This is a genomic window from Rhodobacter ferrooxidans (assembly GCF_000176015.1).
Taxonomy (GTDB): Bacteria; Pseudomonadota; Alphaproteobacteria; order Rhodobacterales; family Rhodobacteraceae; genus Pseudorhodobacter_B; species Pseudorhodobacter_B ferrooxidans.
Map to the genome: position 1 here is coordinate 104,573 of NZ_ACYY01000007.1, position 18,810 is coordinate 123,382.

Genomic DNA, 18,810 nt, shown 5'->3' on the forward strand with positions numbered 1-18,810 from the left:
GAGCGGCCCGCGCTGCGGCATCTGGGGGCATGACCAATCGTGCGTTCCTGAATGTCGAGGCCTCGGCCACCGGTCGGCGCTGGGTCGGTCCTGGGACCGAGCAGGACCGGCTGGCCGAGGCGATGGCGCAGGTCACACATCTGCCGCTGGCCCTGTGTCACACGCTGGTCAAGCGCGGCGTGGCGCCGGGCGAGGCGGCGGCCTATCTTGCCCCCAGCCTGCGCGATCTGCTGCCCGACCCGCTGTCGTTGCGCGACATGGGCAAGGCCGCGGCGCGGTTCGTGCAGGCGGTGAAGGCGCGCCAGCGCATCGCGGTCTTTGCCGATTATGACGTTGACGGCGGCGCCTCGGCGGCGTTGCTGCTGGTCTGGCTGCGCGCCATGGGGCAGGGGGCGACGCTGTATATCCCCGATCGCATCGACGAGGGTTATGGCCCCAACGCCCCCGCCATGGCGGCCCTTGCGGCGGCGCATGATGTGATCATCTGCGTCGATTGCGGTACGCTTTCGCACGAGCCGATCGCTGCGGCGAAAGCGGCGGATGTGCTGGTGCTGGACCACCATCTGGGGGCAGAAACCCTGCCGCCGGCCCTTGCCGTGGTCAACCCCAACCGGCAGGACGAGGATGGCAGTCTTGGCCATCTCTGCGCCGCCTCGGTGGTGTTTCTGCTGCTGGTCGAGGCCAACCGGCAGTTGCGGGCCGAGGGCACGCCGGGGCCGGACCTGATGGCGATGCTCGATCTGGTGGCGCTGGCGACAGTGGCGGATGTGGCGCCGCTGTTGGGCGTCAACCGCGCCTTCGTGCGGCAGGGCCTGCGGGTGATGGCGCGGCGCGAACGGATCGGGCTGAAGGCGCTGGCCGATGTGGCGCGGATGGATCAGGCGCCGACGCCCTATGCGCTGGGGTTCCTGCTGGGGCCGCGGATCAATGCCGGCGGGCGGATCGGGGCGGCTGACCTCGGCGCGCGGCTGCTTGCCACCGACGACCCGCACGAGGCGGCGGCGCTGGCAGAACGGCTGGACGTGCTGAACACCGAACGCCGCGAGATCGAGGCTGCGGTGCGGGCTTCTGCTTTGGCGCAGGCCGAGGCGCGGGGCTTTGATGGCCCCTTGGTCTGGGCGGCGGGCGAAGGGTGGCATCCGGGCGTCGTCGGCATTGTGGCGGCGCGGCTGAAAGAGGGCGCCAACCGCCCCGCCGTGGTGATCGGCTTTGACGGCGACGAGGGCAAGGGCTCGGGGCGTTCGGTCTCGGGCGTCGATCTGGGGGCGGCGATTCAGCGGCTGGCCTCGGAAGGCCTGATCGGCCGGGGTGGGGGTCACAAGATGGCGGCGGGGCTAAGCCTTTCGCGCGCGCAGCTTGAACCGGCGATGGAACGGCTGGGCGCGTTGCTGGCGAAGCAGGGGGCAGGGCAGGGCGGCCCCGCCGATCTGCGCATCGACGGCTTGCTGATGCCCGGTGCCGCGACCATGGCGCTGGTCGAGCAGCTGGAGGCGGCGGGGCCTTACGGTGCCGCCAGCCCCGCGCCGCGTTTCGCCTTTGCCGATCAGGCGGTTTCGGCCCGGCGGATGGGCGAAAGCCACCTGCGGCTGAGCTTCAGCGACGGGCTGGGCGCCAGACTGGAAGCCGTGGCCTTCGGCGCCTTCGACGGCCCGTTGGGACCAATGCTGGAGAACCCCGGTGCCGCGCGGTTCCACCTCGCCGGGCGGCTGGAGATCAACAGCTATGGCGGCCGCAACAAGGTGCAACTGCGCCTGGAAGACGCCGCCCGCGCCTGACAAAAGCGGCTTTGCGCAATTTCCCTCTTGCGAGTCAGCCCTTGCCGAATTAGACACCCCCGCACCGACGTGTGGCCCGTTCGTCTATCGGTTAGGACACCAGGTTTTCAACCTGGTAAGAGGGGTTCGACTCCCCTACGGGCTGCCACTTCGATACATCTCAATTTTGGATGTTGAACAAAAACTCAAGAAAACCCGTTTCCGCAGCCCGCCGTTTTCCCGCCGGCTGGCGTTGAGTTTCTTGGCCGTGCTTCACTGCCGTTTCTTCCTGTCTCGTCCAACGGCGCTCCGGCGACGACCACAAAAAGCCTGGCCCGTTCTGACGGGACCAACTGAAACTGCGCCGTCTCGCTTCGGTTCAGCAAGGGCACGAAGCGCCATATCTGCCGCCGCAGTGGCGTCGCGGTGTTTTGCGGCCCGTCCCGGGTTCAGAACCGCTGTGTCGGCACGTCGTAAACGGCAAGGTTATGCTGCAGCGACAGGCGTCGGTGCATGTCCTCGACCGCGCGCAGGACATCCGTGGGGTGGAGCCGTCGCTTGAGACCGGAGCCGCCGCGCCCGCGATAGACCGCGTCGTTGCTGGCGGTGCTGCTTTGGGCCTCGGGCATCGGCTGCAACTCGGGCGGCGGCAGGGGCATCGGGTTGCCTTCAAGCCGGGCCTTGACTGCGGCCGCAAGATAGGCCCCGAAACCGTCGATCTGCGTCCGCACCCGCGCCACTCCCGAAGCCACCTGCCTTTGCGTGGCGTCGCGGTCGGCCAGGAGTTCCTTGGCCCGGGCGGCCAGTGCCTCGGGCCGGTCGTGGTCCACGACCGTCAAATTCATTCCAAGAAGCGCCGACAGCCCCTCGGACTTGTGGGAATTGCCGGCGGTCGGAATGACCGGCGTGTGCTGGGAAAGCGCCGCCACTGTCGTGTGATAGCGCCCGCCCACCACCAGGGCAGCCCCGCGCAGAACCGGCAGCAGCCCCCGGTAGTCCGCCACCTCGCGCGACGAGATCACCGCGCACGATCCCGGCCCCCAGGCCGCGATGGCGCTGTCGTAAAGCGCGCGGTCACCGGCGGCGGAATAGACAAAGACCGGGTTCAGCCCTTGCGCATCGGCGATGCGTTTCAGGCCCGCCAGATAGGCCCCGATGTCATATCTGGACAGTGCCGCCGACCCGGTAATGCAGAAATAGCCGGGCTTCATCGGACGTCCGGGCAGCGGCTTGTCGGCCTCGGGTGCCACAAAGGCCATGTCCGGGCACAAAAGTGCCGCGTCAAGACCCAGCGACCGGGCCAGCGCATACGAGCGGGATTCGCGCAGAGCCACCATGTCGAAGCTGCCGAAGATCGTGCCGGCCTTGATCGCCGCTGCGGGACCATCGACCACGAAGGACTGGTTGAGGCTGAACACCGGCTTGCCGTAAAGGTGGCGGGCAAGCAGCGGCAGGGTGAAGAAGTTCAACCGCCCAAACAGCCTTGAAGGGCCCATGGTGCCTTCGCCCTGAAAGAAAACCACGTCCGCGTCCCGCACCCGGTTCAGCATCGCGCCGAACCGCCTGGCTGCGAGCTTTTCCAGAAAGCGCAGATCATCTTCAGTTGGGGCAGCAGCCGTCTGGATCGCCGCAATCCGGGCCTTGTGCTTGCGCTCGATCACGTTGTCGATCCAGTGGCGTGGCGGGTAGGGCACGACCGAAAGATCCCGCAAGCCCAATGGCGAAAGATGACGGATCAGGAAGCCATGCAGCCCCCAACTGGTGGCTTGGCATCCCCAGTTTTCGCGGCCACCAGTGAAATTCAGGATAACCGCTTTCATCTTGCACCCTTGTTGCTGTCACTGGCGGGAAGCTCTGGCCGCACGGCGACGATCAGGCTTCTGCATATCAGGTCGCCGCTGACCCCTCAATGAGGCCAAAGCCGCTGCGCCGCTGTGCACGGCAGGAAACGACCGGACAATCCGCAAATCCCGCGCGGGTTGCCCATCCACCGCAAGCGGTCAGTGCTTGGCAGCCTTGCGCCAACCCGGCACCAGCGCCTCCAGCGCCGCGTCCAGCCGCGCCTTGGGCAGCAGCACCAGCATCCCCGGCGCGTCGAAGCGCAGGCGCACCTGCCCGTCGGTCACTTCGTTCGAGGTGCCGATCACCCCGCCCGGCGCAAAGCGCAGCCCCTTGATCGGCCAGCGCAGCCCGTCGCTTTCGCCGGTCACCGGCGCCAGCGGAAACAGCGACAGCCGGTCGCCGGGCCGCAAGGCCAGCGTCACCGTGGCGGGTGCGTGAAACACCACATCTTCCGGCCCGATCAACAGGCACACCCGGTCGGGACGGCGCGCCAGCACGTTCAGCACCGCAAGCTCATGGTCGATCCGTCCGCCCGCCACGCCCAAGGCCAGCACGAAGGGGGCCGCAATGCTGCGCAGCGCCTTGTCGAAATCGGTGCTCTCCTGTTCCGGCACCTCGTGCAGCCGCCCCGCCAGCGCCGCCCGGCCCTGCGGCGTCAGGCTGTCCATGTCACCGATCACCGCCTCGGGCCGCCGCCCCACCGCCAGCGCCCGGTCTGCCCCGCCATCCGCCGCCACCAGCCTTGGTGCCCGCGCCAGCGCCAGCGCCAGATCGCGCCGCCGCAAAGGTCCGCCCGCCAGCAGCGTCACCCCCTCAGAAGATTCGACAATCGGGTGATTCATGCGGATACTGTTCTCAATTAAGGCAAAGTGCCGGGCCGCGGGACATAATCAATCCTTCAAATTACCCCTATCTGTCCATGGAATTGAACACAATCAGGGGTCATCTGAAGGCCAGAGTTTGTAGAAGGCGAGCATCCGATGATCGGAGCCAGTAAAATCCTTACGGTGTCCTATGGCACTTTTTCGTGCACCCTGGAGGGGTTTGACGACCCCTTCAACACGATGAAGGCCATCGCCGAGTATTTCCGTGACCTCGCTGCCGAAGACCGCTACTTCGGGGCAGAGCCGCCGACGCCCGACGCCGCGATGCTGCACAAGATCGCCGAGCGCGAGATTCACCGCCGGGTCGAGGCCAAGATTCAGGACAATGGCGTGATCCTGCGCGCCGGGGACGATCTGGCCCCCGAAGCGCCACCGGTGCCGCGGGCCGGGCTGGGGGTTCAACCGGGTCTGGCTGCGCCGCAAACCCCGGTCTTCGAGGCACCGCCGACGCAGACCGCCCTGCCGCCAATCATGCCGGCGCCGACCCTCGCTGATCCGCAGCCGACTGCGACGGAAACCGCGATTGCCGACAGTGTGGCCGCCAAGCTTTTGCGCATCCGCAATGCTGTGGCCCAGGCCACCCCCGCCGCCGTGGCTGCCCCGGAAACCGACTATAGCGAAGACCAGCACGCCGCCGACATCGCTGAACCCGCCGATTTCGCAGACGGCGGCTTTGCGCTGGATGATCTGAAGGCCACGCCGGTTGCGCTGCCGGAAGAAGACGCCGCCCAGTTGCAGGACATGCTGGCCGCCGACGAGGCGCTGCCCGAGGAGTTCGCCGCAGAAGTGCCCGCCGAGGTCGAAGCCTTGGCCGAAGCAGACCCCGAGGTTGCCGAGGCCTTGCCCGCGCTTGCCGATCTGCCTGCCGAGGCCGCTCCGATGGCTGTGGAAGTTGAGGCTGCGCCCACCGCTGCCGACGATGACGCCGCCCTGCTGGCCAGCCTTGGTGTGCTGATGGCGCCTGCGCAGACCAGCGGCGATGCCCTGGCCGAAGCCGAGGCCCCCGCCGAATTCGCCGGTGATCTGGCCGATGCCGATTGGCCGGAAGACGATATGCCCGAAGGCAACTGGCCGGACGAAAGCTGGACTGATGCCGACCGGGATGATCTGGACGCTGACGATCTGGACGCTGACGATCTGGACGCCGAAGCCTATGCTCCCGACGATCTTGGCCCCGATCTGCCCGATCTGAACCCCGAAAACGGCATCGACCACAGCGCCGATCTGGTGGTGGCGCAGGATGTGACGACCGTCGATCTGGCCGCCGACCTGCTGCCCGGCGAAGATGCGCTTGCTGCGGAAACTGCCCCGGTCGAAGCCATGGACGAAGCCATCGCCGCCGAGGATATGGAAGATCTGGCCGCCCTTGATGCCGGCCCCGCCGAAGCCGCAGTCCCTGCCGCCCCGGTGGAGGATGCCAAACCCGAGATCTCGGAAAAGGCCCAGCGCGCCCGCGCCCGGGTGATCAAGATCCGCCGCGCCGAACCGGCAGCGCGCGTCGCTGAAGCCGCTGCACCCGCGCAACACCCCGCGCCCGAAGCCGCAGCCGACGCCGCCACCCTGTCGGCCGAGGCCGAGGCCGATCTGCAACGCGAACTCGCGGAACTGGAACGCGACCTGGCGCCGGTGGTACCAGCCCGTCCTGTGTTGCCAGCCCGTCCGGTGTCGCCGGTGCGGCCGGTGCGTCCCGCGGCCCCCGCCGACCAGTTGGACGAAACCGCCAGTGATGCCGCCGTCAACCGGCTGATCGCGCAGACCAATACCGAAATGGCAGGCCCGGAAAACCGCCGCCGCCTGTCGGCCATCGCGCATCTGAAAGCGGCGGTGATCGCCACCATCGCCGACCGCCGTGCCGGTGGTGCCCCGGCGCAGTCCGAAGACGCCCGCATGGACCCCTATCGCAGCGACCTCGGGCGGCTGGTGCGCCCGGCCGCGACGGCGGTCACCGGCGAACGTCCGGCACCGCTGGTTCTGGTGTCGGAACAACGCATCGACCGCAAACCCGAAGCCCTGGCCGCACCGCAGGCCGCCAATGACGCAGGCATTGCCCCAGTGCGGCCGCGTCGGGTCAGCGCTGGTTCCAACCTTGCCCTGCAGCAAGAGATGATCGACGACGACCTGACCGAAGAAGACGCCGAGGCCGAGGCCAATATCTTTACCGACACCAAGGGCTTTGCCGAATTTGCCGAACGTCTGGGGGCGCAGGGCCTGCCGGCGCTGCTGGAAGCCGCCGCCGCCTATACCGCCTGCGTGCAGGGGCGGCCGCATTTCAGCCGCCCGCACCTGATCCGCCAGATCAGCGCGGTTGACCCCGACGCCAGCTACAGCCGGGAAGACAGCCTGCGCGGCTTCGGCATCCTGCTGCGCTCGGGCAAGATCACCAAGATCAAGCGCGGCCAGTTCGCGCTGGCGGAAAGCTCGCACTATCTGGCCGAAGCCCGCAAGCTGCTGGGCTGAGGCAACTGCAAGGCAGATCAGGCAGAGGGGTCGTTGCCCTCTGCCTTTTGCTTTGCCGCATCGGGGTCGGGCTGGCCAACGCCGCGAAACACCGCGCGGAACGGCAGCACCCAGACGATGCCAAGCCCGACATAGACCAGCAGTTCCGCCCAGAACGGCGGGCGGTCCAGCCAGTTCACCACCGTCACCGAGGCCACCACATAAAGCGGCAGCCCGACCAGCAGGATCAACAGCGACAGCTTTCGGCGGGCGGCATAGCTGAGGCTCATCGGCAGGGCTTTCTGTGCGGGCCGCTTATCCGCCCGCCCGGGCGTCTGCGCTGAACGGCTCCAGCGAAGACGCCCGTAAAGGCGGATGAGCGGCGGTTTGGATCAGTCAACGAAGGGGTCGGTGACCAGAATGGTATCCTCGCGCTCGGGCGAGGTGGACAGCATCGCCACCGGGCACTGGATCAACTCCTCGATCCGGCGGACGTATTTGATCGCAGCCCCCGGCAGGTCGGCCCAGCTGCGCGCTCCGGCGGTGGTTTCCGACCAGCCCGGCATTTCCTCGTAGATCGGCGTCACCCGGGCCTGCTGATCAGCGGCGGTGGGCAGATAGTCCAGCCGCACCCCGTCCAGCATGTAGCCGACGCAGATTTTCAAGGTCTCGAACCCGTCCAGCACGTCCAGCTTGGTCAGCGCGATCCCGGTGACGCCCGAGGTGGCGCAGGTCTGCCGCACCAGCACCGCGTCAAACCAGCCGCAACGCCGCTTGCGCCCGGTCACGGTGCCAAACTCATGCCCCCGCGCACCCAGCCGGTCGCCATCGGCGTCGAACAGTTCGGCCGGGAACGGGCCTTCGCCCACGCGGGTGGTATAGGCCTTCACGATGCCCAGCACGAAGTCGATCGCCGTCGGCCCCAGCCCGGTGCCGGTGGCCGCCATCCCCGCCAGGGTGTTGGACGAGGTGACAAACGGATAGGTGCCGAAATCGACATCCAGCAGCGAGCCTTGTGCGCCCTCGAACAGGATGCGCTTTCCGGCCCGCCGCGCCTCGTTCAAAATCTTCCACACCGGCTTGGCATAGGGCAGCACCTTCGGTGCCACTTCCAGCAACGCGGTTTTCAGCGCCGCGCGGTCCACCGGTTCCAGCCCCAGCCCACGGCGCAGAGCGTCGTGATGCGCCAGCAAGCGGTCCAGCCGCAGATCGAGCGTGGCCTCATCGGCCAGATCGGCCACCCGCACGGTGCGGCGGCCCACCTTGTCCTCATAGGCCGGGCCGATGCCGCGACCAGTGGTGCCGATCTTGGCCACACCCACCTGCGCCTCGCGCGCCCGGTCCAGTTCGCCATGCACCGGCAGGATCAGCGGCGTGTTCTCGGCGATGATCAGGTTGTCGGGGTTCACATCGACACCCTGGCCGCGCAGCTTTTCGATCTCGGACAGCAGCGCCCAGGGGTCCAGCACCACGCCATTGCCGATCACCGAAAGCTTGCCACCGCGCACGATGCCCGAAGGCAGCAGCGACAGCTTGTAAACCACGCCGTCGATCACCAGCGTGTGCCCGGCGTTATGCCCGCCCTGGAACCGCGCGATCACGTCGGCGCGTTCGGACAGCCAATCGACGATCTTGCCCTTACCCTCGTCGCCCCACTGGGCCCCCACGACAACGACGTTGGCCATGCTTGATCCTTTCGGCTTGTTCCCGGCGTTCAACCCGCGCCGGTATAGCCGTGGCTGCCGCCTTGCGAAACAGCTAAATCGCCGCCCGGCCGTCGCATCCACTGGACAGGGGCGCAAAGCTGATGCACCACAGGCAAAACGCCGGAGGGGCACATGGGGATCTTGCTGCGCTGGCTGGGGGCGTATCTGCTGCTGGCCGCCACCTTCAACCCGACCCAGTGGAATTTCATCCGCTGGGCTGGCACGCATTACGCCGACCAGTTGCCGCTGACCCTGCTGCTGGGGCTTTTGCTGTTCGTGGGGTTCCTGATCTACTTCGAGGCCACCATCCGCTCGATCGGCCGGTTCGGCATGCTGCTGATCGTGGCCATCTTCGGGCTGTCGATCTGGGTGCTGATCGACTGGGGCGTGCTGGCGCTCGACAACCGGGATCAGAACGTCTGGCTGGGGCTGCTGGCGCTGTCGCTGGTGCTGGGGGTGGGCTTGTCGTGGAGCATCGTGCGGCAGCGGCTGTCGGGGCAGGCCTCGGTGGATGATGTCGAGGATTAGGCGGTGATCCGCTACATCACCCTTGGCACCAACGATCTGCCCCGCGCCATCCGGTTCTACGATGCCGCACTGGCGCCGCTGGGTCTTTGCCGCCTTGTGACCGAGGCGGGCGAGGCGGGCTATGGGCCGCCGGGCGGGATGGCGCGGCTGTGGATCACCCGGCCGTTCGATGGCAAGCCCGCCACCGCAGGCAACGGCTCGATGCCCGCGTTGACCGCCCCCAGCCGGGCGGCGGTGGATGATTTTCATGCCGCCGGGCTGGCGCAGGGCGGGTTTGATGAAGGCGCGCCGGGTCTGCGCCCCTACGGGCCCGATTTCTACGCCGCCTATCTGCGCGATCCCGATGGCAACAAGCTGTCGGCGGTCTGCGGGGCCGCATGACCCCGGCGCGTCTGTGGTCGGTGGTGCCTGCCGTCCTTGCCCTGAGCCTGATGCTGCTGGCGGCGTTGCTGACGGGCGTTCGGGCCTATCCGGCGCTGACGGCGGCGGTCTGCCCCGGCTGCTATGGGCTGCAACGCGCCGCCCCGGGGCTTTATGTCGAACGCAGCATGACGCCGGAGGACCGCGCCCGGCTGATCGCTGATGTGACGGCGGCGCGGGCGCATCTGGGGGCGGTGTTCCACGATGCCGGGCCGCGGGCGCGGCTGCTGGCCTGCGCCACCGAGGCTTGCAACCGCCGTCTGGGCGGGCGTCCGGGGGCAAGCGGCGCGCTGGCGGAAACCCTGTCCACCAGGCTCGGCTCGGTGGTGCGGCTGGCGCCGCGCGGCCAAAGCCGCATCATTGTGACCCACGAGTTGGCGCATGTGGTGCTGGCACAGCGCAACGCCACGACCCGGGTGATCACCGGCGGTTTGCCCGCCTGGGTCAACGAGGGGCTGGCGGTGATCCTGTCGGATGACCCGCGCTATCTGCGCCCGGGGTCCACGCCTGCGCAACGCTGCACCGCCCAGCCGCGGCCGGACCTGCCCGCCAGCCCGCACGACTGGAGCCGCCGCGCCGGGGCCGATACCGCGATTTATGCCGAAGCGGCCTGTGCCATGCTGATCTGGCTTGACGGCCATGGCGGGCTGGCGGGTCTGCCGGAAAACCTGCCCAGCCTGCCGGGGCTGGCACGGCGCTGACCAAGGCCGGGCCAGGCATGGTGCGGCCTGATGTCTCGCCTCGGGGCTGGCAGCGCACCCGCCGGGTCGGCACCGGTCCCGCCAAGGATCGAAGCCCTTGCGGGCGGCAGCACATCCGCCTAGATAGGCCCGGCAACATCCTGAAAGCCCGCGCCATGGAAAACGTCGTCCTTACCGTCCACCTGATCCTGGCGCTTTTGCTGATCGGCGTGGTGCTGCTGCAACGCTCGGAGGGCGGCGGTCTGGGCATGGGCGGCGGTGGCGGCGCGATGTCGGGGCGGGCGGCGGCAACGGCGCTGACCCGGCTGACCTGGATCTTTGCCGTGGCCTTCATCGGCACCTCGGTGGCGCTGACCATCATTGCCGCCAAGAACTCGGCCGGCTCTTCGGTGATCGACCAGATCGGCGGCACCGCTCCGGCGCCGAAGGCGCCCGACGCGCCGCTGGGTGGCGGCAGCCTGTTGCCCCCTGCGCCGACCGATGCGCCGTTGACCCCGCCAAGGGCCGACGCCCCGGCCGCAACCGACGCCCCGGCCGCCGACGCCCCGGCCGCCGACGCCCCGGCCGCCGAAGCACCGGCCGCCGAAGCACCGGCCGCCGAAGCACCGGCACCCGTGGTCGATCCGGTTGCACCGGCGGCACCCGTAGCCCCCAGCAACTAGGCCGCGACCACTATCCTTTGTCCGCCCAGCCCGGGTTTTGACAGCATCTTGCGGTCCGGTTGCGTATTGCCTGACTTTCGGCTATCTCTCAATTCCCGTGATGCTGCGATTCCCGACAGGCGAATCACAGCCGATTAACCAGAGTTTCACGGGGGTTCCTTCCGCATGGCACGTTACGTTTTCATCACCGGCGGCGTGGTTTCCTCGCTTGGCAAGGGGCTGGCCTCGGCGGCCCTGGGCGCACTGTTGCAGGCCCGCGGCTTCTCGGTGCGGCTGCGCAAGCTGGACCCCTACCTGAACGTCGATCCCGGCACCATGAGCCCGTTCGAGCATGGCGAGGTGTTCGTCACCGACGATGGCGCCGAGACCGACCTTGACCTTGGCCACTATGAACGCTTCACCGGCGTTTCGGCGCGCAAGACCGATAGCGTGTCCTCGGGGCGGATCTATTCCAACGTGCTGGAAAAGGAACGCCGCGGCGACTATCTGGGCAAGACCATCCAGGTGATTCCGCACGTCACCAACGAAATCAAGGACTTCCTGAAGATCGGGGATTCAGAGGTCGATTTCATGCTGTGCGAGATCGGCGGCACGGTGGGCGATATCGAGGGCCTGCCATTCTTCGAGGCGATCCGCCAGTTCGGCCAGGACCGCCCGCGTGGCCAATGCATCTTCATGCACCTGACGCTGCTGCCCTACCTTGCGGCCTCGGGCGAGCTGAAAACCAAGCCGACGCAACATTCGGTCAAGGAACTGCGCTCGATCGGCCTGCAACCCGATGTGCTGGTCTGCCGGTCGGAACACCCGATCCCGGAAAAGGAAATCGCCAAGATCGCCCTGTTCTGCAACGTCCGCAAGGAAGCGGTGATCCCGGCCTATGACCTGAAAACCATCTACGAGGCGCCGCTGGCCTATCACCGCGCCGGGCTTGATCAGGCGGTGCTGGACGCATTCGGCATCTCGCCCGCGCCCCGGCCCAACCTCGAGCGCTGGACCGACGTGATGGACCGCCTGACCCATGCCGAGGGCGAGGTGCGGGTGGCGATCGTCGGCAAATACACCCAGTTGGAAGACGCCTACAAATCCATCGCAGAAGCCCTGACCCATGGCGGCATGGCCAACCGCACCCGGGTGCGCGCCGAATGGATCGACGCCGAAATCTTCGAACGCGAAGACCCCGCGCCCTATCTGGAGCCGTTCCACGCCATTCTGGTGCCCGGCGGCTTTGGCGAGCGCGGCACCGAGGGCAAGATCAAGGCCGCGCAATACGCCCGCGAAAAGCGCATCCCCTACCTGGGCATCTGCCTCGGCATGCAGATGGCGGTGATCGAGGCGGCGCGGAACCTGGCGGGCATCACCACCGCCGGTTCCGAGGAGTTCGACCACGAAACCGGCAAGAAGCGTTTCGTGCCCGTGGTTTACCACCTGAAGGAATGGGTGCAGGGCAACCATGTGGTGGCGCGCAAACAGGGCGACGACAAGGGCGGCACCATGCGGCTGGGCGCCTATACCGCCAACCTGCTGCCCGGCTCGAAGGTGGCGCAGATCTACGGCAGCACCCAGATCGAGGAACGCCACCGCCACCGCTACGAGGTCGATATCCAGTATCGCGCGCAACTGGAGGCCTGTGGCCTGATCTTCTCGGGCATGAGCCCCGACGGCCGCCTGCCCGAGATCGTCGAGGTCCGCGACCACCCGTGGTTCATCGGCGTGCAGTTCCACCCCGAGCTGAAAAGCAAGCCCTTCGCGCCGCATCCGCTGTTTGCCGATTTCGTGCGGGCGGCGGTCGAAGGGGCGCGGTTGGTCTGACCCTGAACCTGCGGCGGGTGCCCGACCCTGGCACCGCCGCGCCAGGACGACTGCTTTATCTGGATACGACTGTCATTTGATGCCTCGCTCGCAGCCAATTCCGGTGTCGGTGCAGGCCAGATGCCGCCCGTTCCCGGGTTCGGGCGCTGGGGGGGCCGCCCATGGCCGTTGCGTGATCCTGGGCCTGTGCGCGGGTTCAGATCAGGTCGTGACGCGCCAGTCCTGACCTACCGAAGATAGGCTGCCTGAAAGGCGCGCATCACCTCGTTGACCGCGGCAGGCTTTGGATGGCGCAGATCGTCCTCGTAGGGATCGGGCAGGAAGGCCGTGATCATCTCGTAGGACGGGAAGTAGAACAGGCGTTCGTCGTCCTCGTGGGCACGCATCAACTCGTCGATTGCCATGCGCAGGCTGGCCTTCGATACGGCGTTGGCGGTGATGCAGGAGACGGGGCGGAAGGTGGCGGCAAGCGGCACCGGTGACAGTGTCAGCACGATTGTTGCCTCTGGGCGGTGGGCGCGGATCAACTCGCGCACCCGTTCCAGATTTTCCAGATTCTCGGCCACGCCGATCACGCGGAAGCCGTGACGGGTGTCGTCAAAGCTGTCTTTCGGGACGCCTTTCCAGAACGGCGCGCCGGTTTCCTTGTCGTACCAGATTTCCGAAAGACCGAGGGTCAGGATGAAGACCTCGGTTTCTTCAAAGATGCGGTGGGTTTCCTTGCGAACCGTTTCCGAGACCTCAAGCTCGACGCCGGCCTTGTCGTGCCACTGGCCGGCAGCCGCGGCAGCCCCGGCCAGGGCCCATTCGAATTGCTGGCGCAGGGCGGCGGTGTTCACGATGCCTTCGCCCGAGCGCACGATGTGCGAGTCGATCCGCAGGTTGCGACCGAAGACGTTGTAGCCTTCCTTGGCCAGAAACTTGGTGACATGGGCGGCAAAACAACTGCCGAACGCGGCGATATAGGTGTTCTTGTCAATGAACGGCGCGGGCGGCAACCAGCCCTTGCCGACATGATTTGCGAAGGCATCGGGTTCGGCCAGGCTGGCGCGGACAGGGTGGAAATTGGTGTGCTTGCCGCGATACCAGGAACGATGGGCGCGGCGCGTCTCGCCGCTCATCTCGTAGTACACCATGTTCTCGCGCTGCTTGTCACCGGGTTGGACAATGAAGCGGCTTCCGCCCTTGTGTTTGAATAACTTTCGGAAAATACCCTTCATTGCCGTCCAACTACACCTTTCTCGGGTCTTTCAGCGCCACTTTCACGGCAACGTCGCAGCACATTGCCGTGCATGATCCGATGCTCGAAGCCGGGGGCGCATTACCTCTTCGGGCGGACCTCTACAAGTATGGCCAAGACCATGGTGGCGGTCAATGCAAAGACGGCAGCGGCGGTCGGCACAGCCGGGCGACAGGGCGCGCGGGCGTCCTGCCGTCAGCCATTCCCGTAAAGCGCGCGCAAGACCCCGGCACCAAGCGTCACGGGCTTTCCCGCCGCCACGGCGTCTTCATATTGCCGCCGGAAAGTGAGGCGTTCCACCTCGGGGTTGTGCTTGCCGTTGCGTCTTGACCACGCCAGCGCGTCGGCATCAACCTTGACCCGATCATTGTAGGCGTCGATGTATTTCGTGGTGAAGAAGGTGAACCCGACCACATGCAAGCGTTTCGGATTGGCCTCCAGCAGATAGCGCAGGGTGACAAAGCCCAGCGTCGGCTTGACCGGTGTGATCGAGGCGGCGGCCCGGCGCACAAGGCCCGGGCCCAGCACGTAAATCTCGACATCCAGACCCATGCGCCAGATGCCGACCACCTTTCGCACAAGCCGCAGGATTTCGTGCCAATGCGACAGCACGAACACCACCACGCGGGTGCCACAGCGTTCGGCGCTTGTCTGGTCCAGACGCCCCGCCAGCGACTTGGCCGAGTTCGGCTGCTGATTGCGGATGTAAAGGTTATGGGTGAAATAGGGCGCACCGCGATAGGTGATCGGCGTGTTGATCGAGTTGTTCATGCGGGCCACGAAGTCGAATTCGGCAAGATCGACCCCCTCAAGTTCCTCGGTCACTGTCGCTGCCGGACCAATGAGGATCACCGACTTTCCGTGCAGATCAGGCCCGCCGAACCGCGGCCAGCGGGGAAACATGCGGCGCTTGCGTTCGGGCATTGCAGGTCTCCAGCTGTCGCATATGCACAGCAACTTTCGCACCAAGGCGTATTCGCGATGCGGATGCTATCGGCTGGGTCAGCGATATTCAAGCCGGGCTGGCAAGCCGGGCTGGGGCGCGGCAAAACCGCTTGCCGCGCCGGGCTCCGGCGGCGAGGGGTGCCGCCGGTTCACTCGTTACGCGCGATCAGTGCCGCAAACAGCGCCCACCGCAAGGCGACCATAGTGAACCTGCACAAGCGAACAATTGGGGAGGTTTCCCCAGTGACCGAACGCCGCAGCCTAGGGGTCGATCAGCCGCAGCGTCAGCGCCTTGGCCACTGCCTGATCGCGGGTGCGCGCCCGCAGTTTGCCGCGGGCCGAGACGATGTATTTGTCCACCGTGCGATAGCCGATGCCCAGCGTCTCGGCGATCTGGTCGGGGCGCAGCCCGGCGGCAAGCCAACTCAGGCAATCCACCTCGCGCGGTGTCAGCCCGATCAGCATCGGCAGGTGATCGCGGCGCACTTGCGCATCCAGCAGCGCCGTGATCGCCTGCAACTTCGGGCCATGGTCCGACCAGTGCCGGGTGAAGGTTTCCGCCGGCATCTGGTGCATGGTCATGCCGATGCCGGACACGCAGCCCGGTTCGAAACTGCAGGTGGTGGTGACGCCGATGCGAAAGCCCATCTCCTGCTCGGCCAGCGCGCGGCGCCGTTCTTCAGGCTCGGCATTGTCCCATAGCGACTCGTCATGCCAGACCGTCGTCAGGCCGCTTTGCACCACCCGGCGCACTGTCAGGTCGTTGCGGAAACCCTGTTTTTGCAGGAATTCGTTGAACGGGGCTCCGGGATAGCGGAAGACGGCGAAATCGAACTCGGTCAGGTCACTGGCCAGCGCTGCCCGGCGCGAGGTGGTCACGGCATAGCAGATTCCGGTGACGCCGTAACGCGCGAGGGCGTCCAGACCCAGTTGCCATAACCGGTCCGTCGAGGTGGCGGCACGCAGGCCTTCCGACAATCCGACCAGTTCCGCCTGCATCACACACCCTCCACCCACAAGGGTGCAGGTTAGCAGTTCGGCACGTTCACCGCCAAGCCACCCAGCGAGGTTTCCTTGTATTTCTCGTGCATGTCGTGGCCGGTCTGCCGCATGGTCTCGATACAGGCATCCAGACTGACCAGATGCACGCCGTCGCCACGCAACGCCAGACTGGCGGCAGAGATCGCCTTGATGGCCCCCAGGCCGTTGCGCTCGATGCAGGGCACCTGCACCAGACCGCGCACCGGGTCGCAGGTCATGCCCAGATGATGCTCCAGCGCGATCTCGGCGGCGTTTTCCACCTGCGCGGGGGTGCCCCCCAGCACCGCAGCCAACCCCGCCGCAGCCATGGCGGCCGCCGAGCCGACCTCGGCCTGACAGCCACATTCCGCACCGGAAATCGAGGCGTTGTGCTTGACGATGCCGCCGATGGCCGCCGCGGTCAGCAAAAACTCACCCACCCGGCTGGCAGACGCCCCCGGCACATGGTCCAGATAATAGCGGATCACCGCCGGCACCACGCCCGCCGCGCCATTGGTCGGCGCCGTCACCACCTGACCCCCGGCGGCGTTTTCCTCGTTCACCGCCATGGCATAAAGGCTCATCCAGTCGTTGATGGTGTGCGGCGCGGTCATGTTCAGCCCGCGCTCGGCCAGCAGCGCCTCGTGGATGCCACGCGCCCGGCGGCGCACCTTCAGCCCACCGGGCAGGATGCCGCTGCCCGCCATGCCACGGTCGATGCAGTCGCGCATCACCGCCCAGATCCGTTCCATGCCGCGGTCCAGATCGGCGGCAGAGTGGAATTTCAACTCGTTGGCCCGCTTCATCGCGGCGATGGAAAGCCCCGAGGCCGCCGCCATCCGCAGCATCGCCTCGGCGGTCTCGAACGGATAGGGCACGGCGGCAGGGGCGTTGGCCTTGGCCCCCCGCGCCTCGATCAGCTCGGCGGCGGTCAGCACGAAGCCACCACCGATGGAGTAATAGGTTTCCTGCAGGATCACGTCGCCCTGCGCATCGGTGGCACGCAGGATCATGCCATTGGCATGGCCGGGCAGGGCGGGGCCGAAATCGAACAGCAGGTCCGCCGCCGGGTCAAAGCGCAGCGCCGGCAGGCCGGGCGGCTGGATGGTCCGGCTGGTGCGGATCGCTACCAGCGCCGCCTCGGCCGCCTCGGCGTCATAAGTGGCAGGCTCGAACCCGGCCAAGCCGAGAATGGTGGCGCGGTCGGTCGCGTGCCCCACCCCGGTGAAGGCGAGGCTGCCATGCAGGCTGGCCCGCAGCCCTGCCGCGTGAAACGGGCTGGCGCGCAGGGTTGCCAGAAACCGCGCCGCCGCCACCATCGGCCCCATGGTATGGCTGGAGGACGGGCCGACGCCGATCTTGAACATGTCGAAAACGGAAAGGAACATCGCGGCTTTCTAACAATGCGCCGCCCCCCGAAGGGCAGGCGGGCTTACAGGGCGCTGCCCTCGGATGGGCAGGCAGGATCGGGTTCACTGAATGGAGTGCGGCCAAGCCCTTCGGCAAGGGCCGCCCGCAACGCCGCCGGTCGCGCCTCAAGATCACGGGCCAAAGCGGCGAGGGCCGGGAAATCGGTGACGCGGAACCAACGCCGCTGCCCCTCGGGATACAACACCGCCCAACGCATCAACACCGCAAGATAAGCGCTCAGCACCGAGGGCGCCGCGAATAACGCAGGGTCCGCCGCCACCGCCACGTCAAGTAACCCGAAATGCCGCAGCATCCGCGCCACGATGATGTCGTGATGCCCTGCCTCGGCACCTTCGGGCACATAGTTTTCGGGATAGAACAACTGTCGCAAATCCGCATGCGCGGTGTTGGACAGAAAGAACAACCACTTCAGAAAATCGCCGCGCGCCTCCGCATCCGGCGCCACCCCCAAACCGCCGCCAAACCGGTCCGCCAGCCACAACAAGATCGCCCCGGTCTCGAACACCACCCCCTGCGAGGTTTCCAAAGCCGGGATCAACCCGACCGGGTTCAGCCGCCGGTAAGCCGCACTGTCCTGCGCCCGCACTTCGCGGTCCACCAAGGCCGCCCGATATGGCGCCCCCGCCTCCTCCAGCGCCAGCCGCACGATCAGCGAGGCATTGTCCGGCGCATAGTGCAAAACCAACATCGCGGCTCTCCTTTGCCCCACTATCCCGCAAGTCCCGGCCCGCGCCCTACCAGAAAGCGACATTTCCCCACCCGAAACGCCGCCCCACATTCACCTCTGAACAAATATCCCCCGCGGAGCGTCCGCCCGCCCCGCCATACCGCTGCTTCAAGGAAACCGCAGATCGCCGCTACCCACCCCCGGCACCGCCCAGAATTCCACCGCCCCCTCGGGAAGCGTTGCCAGCACCCGGTCCAGATCCAGCGCCAACACCTGCCCGCGCACCGCCCGCGCCACAGCCTCGATGCAGTTGCCGGGCGTCAGATTGTGATGCGGCCGCACCGCCTGCGCCTCGGCGGTCAGGGCGGCACGGTCGGCGAACGGCAGCACCAGCGCCGACACATCCCAATGCGCCAGAAAGATTGCCCGCAGCACGCAAGGCAGCACATCGGCGAAGGCCAGGGCCTGCGGCACCGACAGACGGCGGCGGAACACCTGGAACACCGCATCGGTGGCGGTGTAGGTGGCATTGTCGCTGCTCAGGTTCAGCCCGTCGCGGGCCGCTGCCAGAAAGGCCGCAAACTCGGTGCTGGCGTGGCGGTAGGTGTAGGGCATCGGCATCCATACAGCCTTTCAACAATCGCGCGCGACGGAACCCGCGCCCAAGAGTTTTAAGTAAAACTCTTGGCAAAATTCTTGCAAGAATTTTGGCTCCCGCCCCCCACCGCCGGGTGCAATTCCTGCTCGCACGCCTGCCCGCCTTTG

At 66.9% G+C, this 18,810-nt stretch carries 17 protein-coding genes and 1 tRNA gene; 8 read left to right on the forward strand and 10 right to left on the reverse strand.

Annotated features, from left to right (window positions below; genetic code table 11):
• Nucleotides 1-29: 29 nt before the first annotated feature.
• The gene (recJ, locus tag RSW2DRAFT_RS07215) at nucleotides 30-1,775 is read left to right on the forward strand and encodes a single-stranded-DNA-specific exonuclease RecJ (protein ID WP_008029513.1); all 1,746 of its coding nucleotides are present in this window, start codon (nucleotides 30-32) and stop codon (nucleotides 1,773-1,775) included.
• A 73-nt stretch (nucleotides 1,776-1,848) separates the two neighbouring features.
• Nucleotides 1,849-1,923 (forward strand) — tRNA-Glu (locus RSW2DRAFT_RS07220).
• A 280-nt stretch (nucleotides 1,924-2,203) separates the two neighbouring features.
• Here the strand turns inward: RSW2DRAFT_RS07220 and RSW2DRAFT_RS07225 are convergent.
• Together RSW2DRAFT_RS07225 and RSW2DRAFT_RS07230 are read right to left on the reverse strand one after the other, a co-directional pair.
• A complete protein-coding gene (locus RSW2DRAFT_RS07225; RefSeq protein ID WP_008029515.1) occupies nucleotides 2,204-3,574 on the reverse strand; it encodes a polysaccharide pyruvyl transferase family protein in 1,371 nt (456 codons plus the stop codon).
• Nucleotides 3,575-3,754: 180 nt separating this feature from the next.
• Nucleotides 3,755-4,438 (reverse strand): thiamine diphosphokinase, encoded by a 684-nt coding sequence (locus RSW2DRAFT_RS07230; RefSeq protein WP_008029516.1) that lies wholly within the window; start codon nucleotides 4,436-4,438, stop codon nucleotides 3,755-3,757.
• 138 nt (nucleotides 4,439-4,576) lie between these two features.
• Between RSW2DRAFT_RS07230 and RSW2DRAFT_RS18260 the strand changes: the two genes are divergently transcribed.
• On the forward strand, nucleotides 4,577-6,937 hold the full coding sequence (locus tag RSW2DRAFT_RS18260) for a hypothetical protein (protein ID WP_008029518.1): 2,361 nt from the start codon (nucleotides 4,577-4,579) through the stop codon (nucleotides 6,935-6,937).
• A gap of 17 nt (nucleotides 6,938-6,954) precedes the next feature.
• Here RSW2DRAFT_RS18260 and RSW2DRAFT_RS07240 read toward each other — a convergent pair whose 3' ends face one another.
• Both RSW2DRAFT_RS07240 and RSW2DRAFT_RS07245 read right to left on the reverse strand, forming a co-directional pair.
• Nucleotides 6,955-7,206, reverse strand: coding sequence for a DUF2842 domain-containing protein (locus RSW2DRAFT_RS07240; protein ID WP_008029520.1), 252 nt, complete (start codon nucleotides 7,204-7,206; stop codon nucleotides 6,955-6,957).
• Nucleotides 7,207-7,308: 102 nt separating this feature from the next.
• Nucleotides 7,309-8,601, reverse strand: coding sequence for an adenylosuccinate synthase (locus RSW2DRAFT_RS07245; RefSeq protein ID WP_008029521.1), 1,293 nt, complete (start codon nucleotides 8,599-8,601; stop codon nucleotides 7,309-7,311).
• A 153-nt stretch (nucleotides 8,602-8,754) separates the two neighbouring features.
• Between RSW2DRAFT_RS07245 and RSW2DRAFT_RS07250 the strand changes: the two genes are divergently transcribed.
• The 5 genes from RSW2DRAFT_RS07250 (at nucleotide 8,755) to RSW2DRAFT_RS07270 (ending at nucleotide 12,742) form a co-directional block, all read left to right on the forward strand.
• Nucleotides 8,755-9,150 carry a DUF6524 family protein gene (locus RSW2DRAFT_RS07250; RefSeq protein WP_008029522.1) on the forward strand — a complete coding sequence of 132 codons (396 nt, stop codon included), beginning with the start codon at nucleotides 8,755-8,757 and terminating at the stop codon, nucleotides 9,148-9,150.
• A gap of 3 nt (nucleotides 9,151-9,153) precedes the next feature.
• The gene (locus RSW2DRAFT_RS07255) at nucleotides 9,154-9,531 is read left to right on the forward strand and encodes a VOC family protein (RefSeq protein WP_008029523.1); all 378 of its coding nucleotides are present in this window, start codon (nucleotides 9,154-9,156) and stop codon (nucleotides 9,529-9,531) included.
• Nucleotides 9,528-10,271 (forward strand): hypothetical protein, encoded by a 744-nt coding sequence (locus tag RSW2DRAFT_RS07260; RefSeq protein WP_008029524.1) that lies wholly within the window; start codon nucleotides 9,528-9,530, stop codon nucleotides 10,269-10,271. The genes RSW2DRAFT_RS07255 and RSW2DRAFT_RS07260 overlap by 4 nt, the downstream gene beginning before the upstream one ends.
• A 155-nt stretch (nucleotides 10,272-10,426) precedes the next feature.
• Nucleotides 10,427-10,933 (forward strand): preprotein translocase subunit SecG, encoded by a 507-nt coding sequence (secG, locus tag RSW2DRAFT_RS07265; protein WP_008029525.1) that lies wholly within the window; start codon nucleotides 10,427-10,429, stop codon nucleotides 10,931-10,933.
• Between the two features lie 165 nt (nucleotides 10,934-11,098).
• Nucleotides 11,099-12,742, forward strand: coding sequence for a CTP synthase (locus RSW2DRAFT_RS07270; RefSeq protein ID WP_008029526.1), 1,644 nt, complete (start codon nucleotides 11,099-11,101; stop codon nucleotides 12,740-12,742).
• Nucleotides 12,743-12,969: 227 nt separating this feature from the next.
• On the opposite strand, the gene RSW2DRAFT_RS07275 is transcribed toward RSW2DRAFT_RS07270, so the two are convergent.
• The 6 genes from RSW2DRAFT_RS07275 to RSW2DRAFT_RS07300 all read right to left on the reverse strand — a co-directional run bounded on the left by RSW2DRAFT_RS07275 (nucleotide 12,970) and on the right by RSW2DRAFT_RS07300 (nucleotide 18,666).
• Complete coding sequence (locus RSW2DRAFT_RS07275) at nucleotides 12,970-13,878, reverse strand: GSCFA domain-containing protein (RefSeq protein WP_198008078.1); 909 nt, start codon at nucleotides 13,876-13,878, stop codon at nucleotides 12,970-12,972.
• Between the two features lie 299 nt (nucleotides 13,879-14,177).
• Nucleotides 14,178-14,906 carry a hypothetical protein gene (locus RSW2DRAFT_RS07280; RefSeq protein ID WP_008029528.1) on the reverse strand — a complete coding sequence of 243 codons (729 nt, stop codon included), beginning with the start codon at nucleotides 14,904-14,906 and terminating at the stop codon, nucleotides 14,178-14,180.
• A 282-nt stretch (nucleotides 14,907-15,188) separates the two neighbouring features.
• Complete coding sequence (locus tag RSW2DRAFT_RS18265) at nucleotides 15,189-15,926, reverse strand: helix-turn-helix transcriptional regulator (protein WP_008029529.1); 738 nt, start codon at nucleotides 15,924-15,926, stop codon at nucleotides 15,189-15,191.
• Nucleotides 15,927-15,955: 29 nt separating this feature from the next.
• Nucleotides 15,956-17,335: an L-serine ammonia-lyase gene (locus tag RSW2DRAFT_RS07290; protein WP_008029531.1), complete on the reverse strand. Its 1,380-nt coding sequence runs from the start codon at nucleotides 17,333-17,335 to the stop codon at nucleotides 15,956-15,958.
• A gap of 44 nt (nucleotides 17,336-17,379) precedes the next feature.
• A complete protein-coding gene (locus RSW2DRAFT_RS07295; RefSeq protein WP_008029534.1) occupies nucleotides 17,380-18,066 on the reverse strand; it encodes a glutathione S-transferase family protein in 687 nt (228 codons plus the stop codon).
• A 147-nt stretch (nucleotides 18,067-18,213) separates the two neighbouring features.
• Nucleotides 18,214-18,666, reverse strand: a complete 453-nt coding sequence (locus tag RSW2DRAFT_RS07300) for a DUF2267 domain-containing protein (RefSeq protein WP_008029536.1) — start codon at nucleotides 18,664-18,666, stop codon at nucleotides 18,214-18,216.
• Nucleotides 18,667-18,810: the final 144 nt, after the last annotated feature.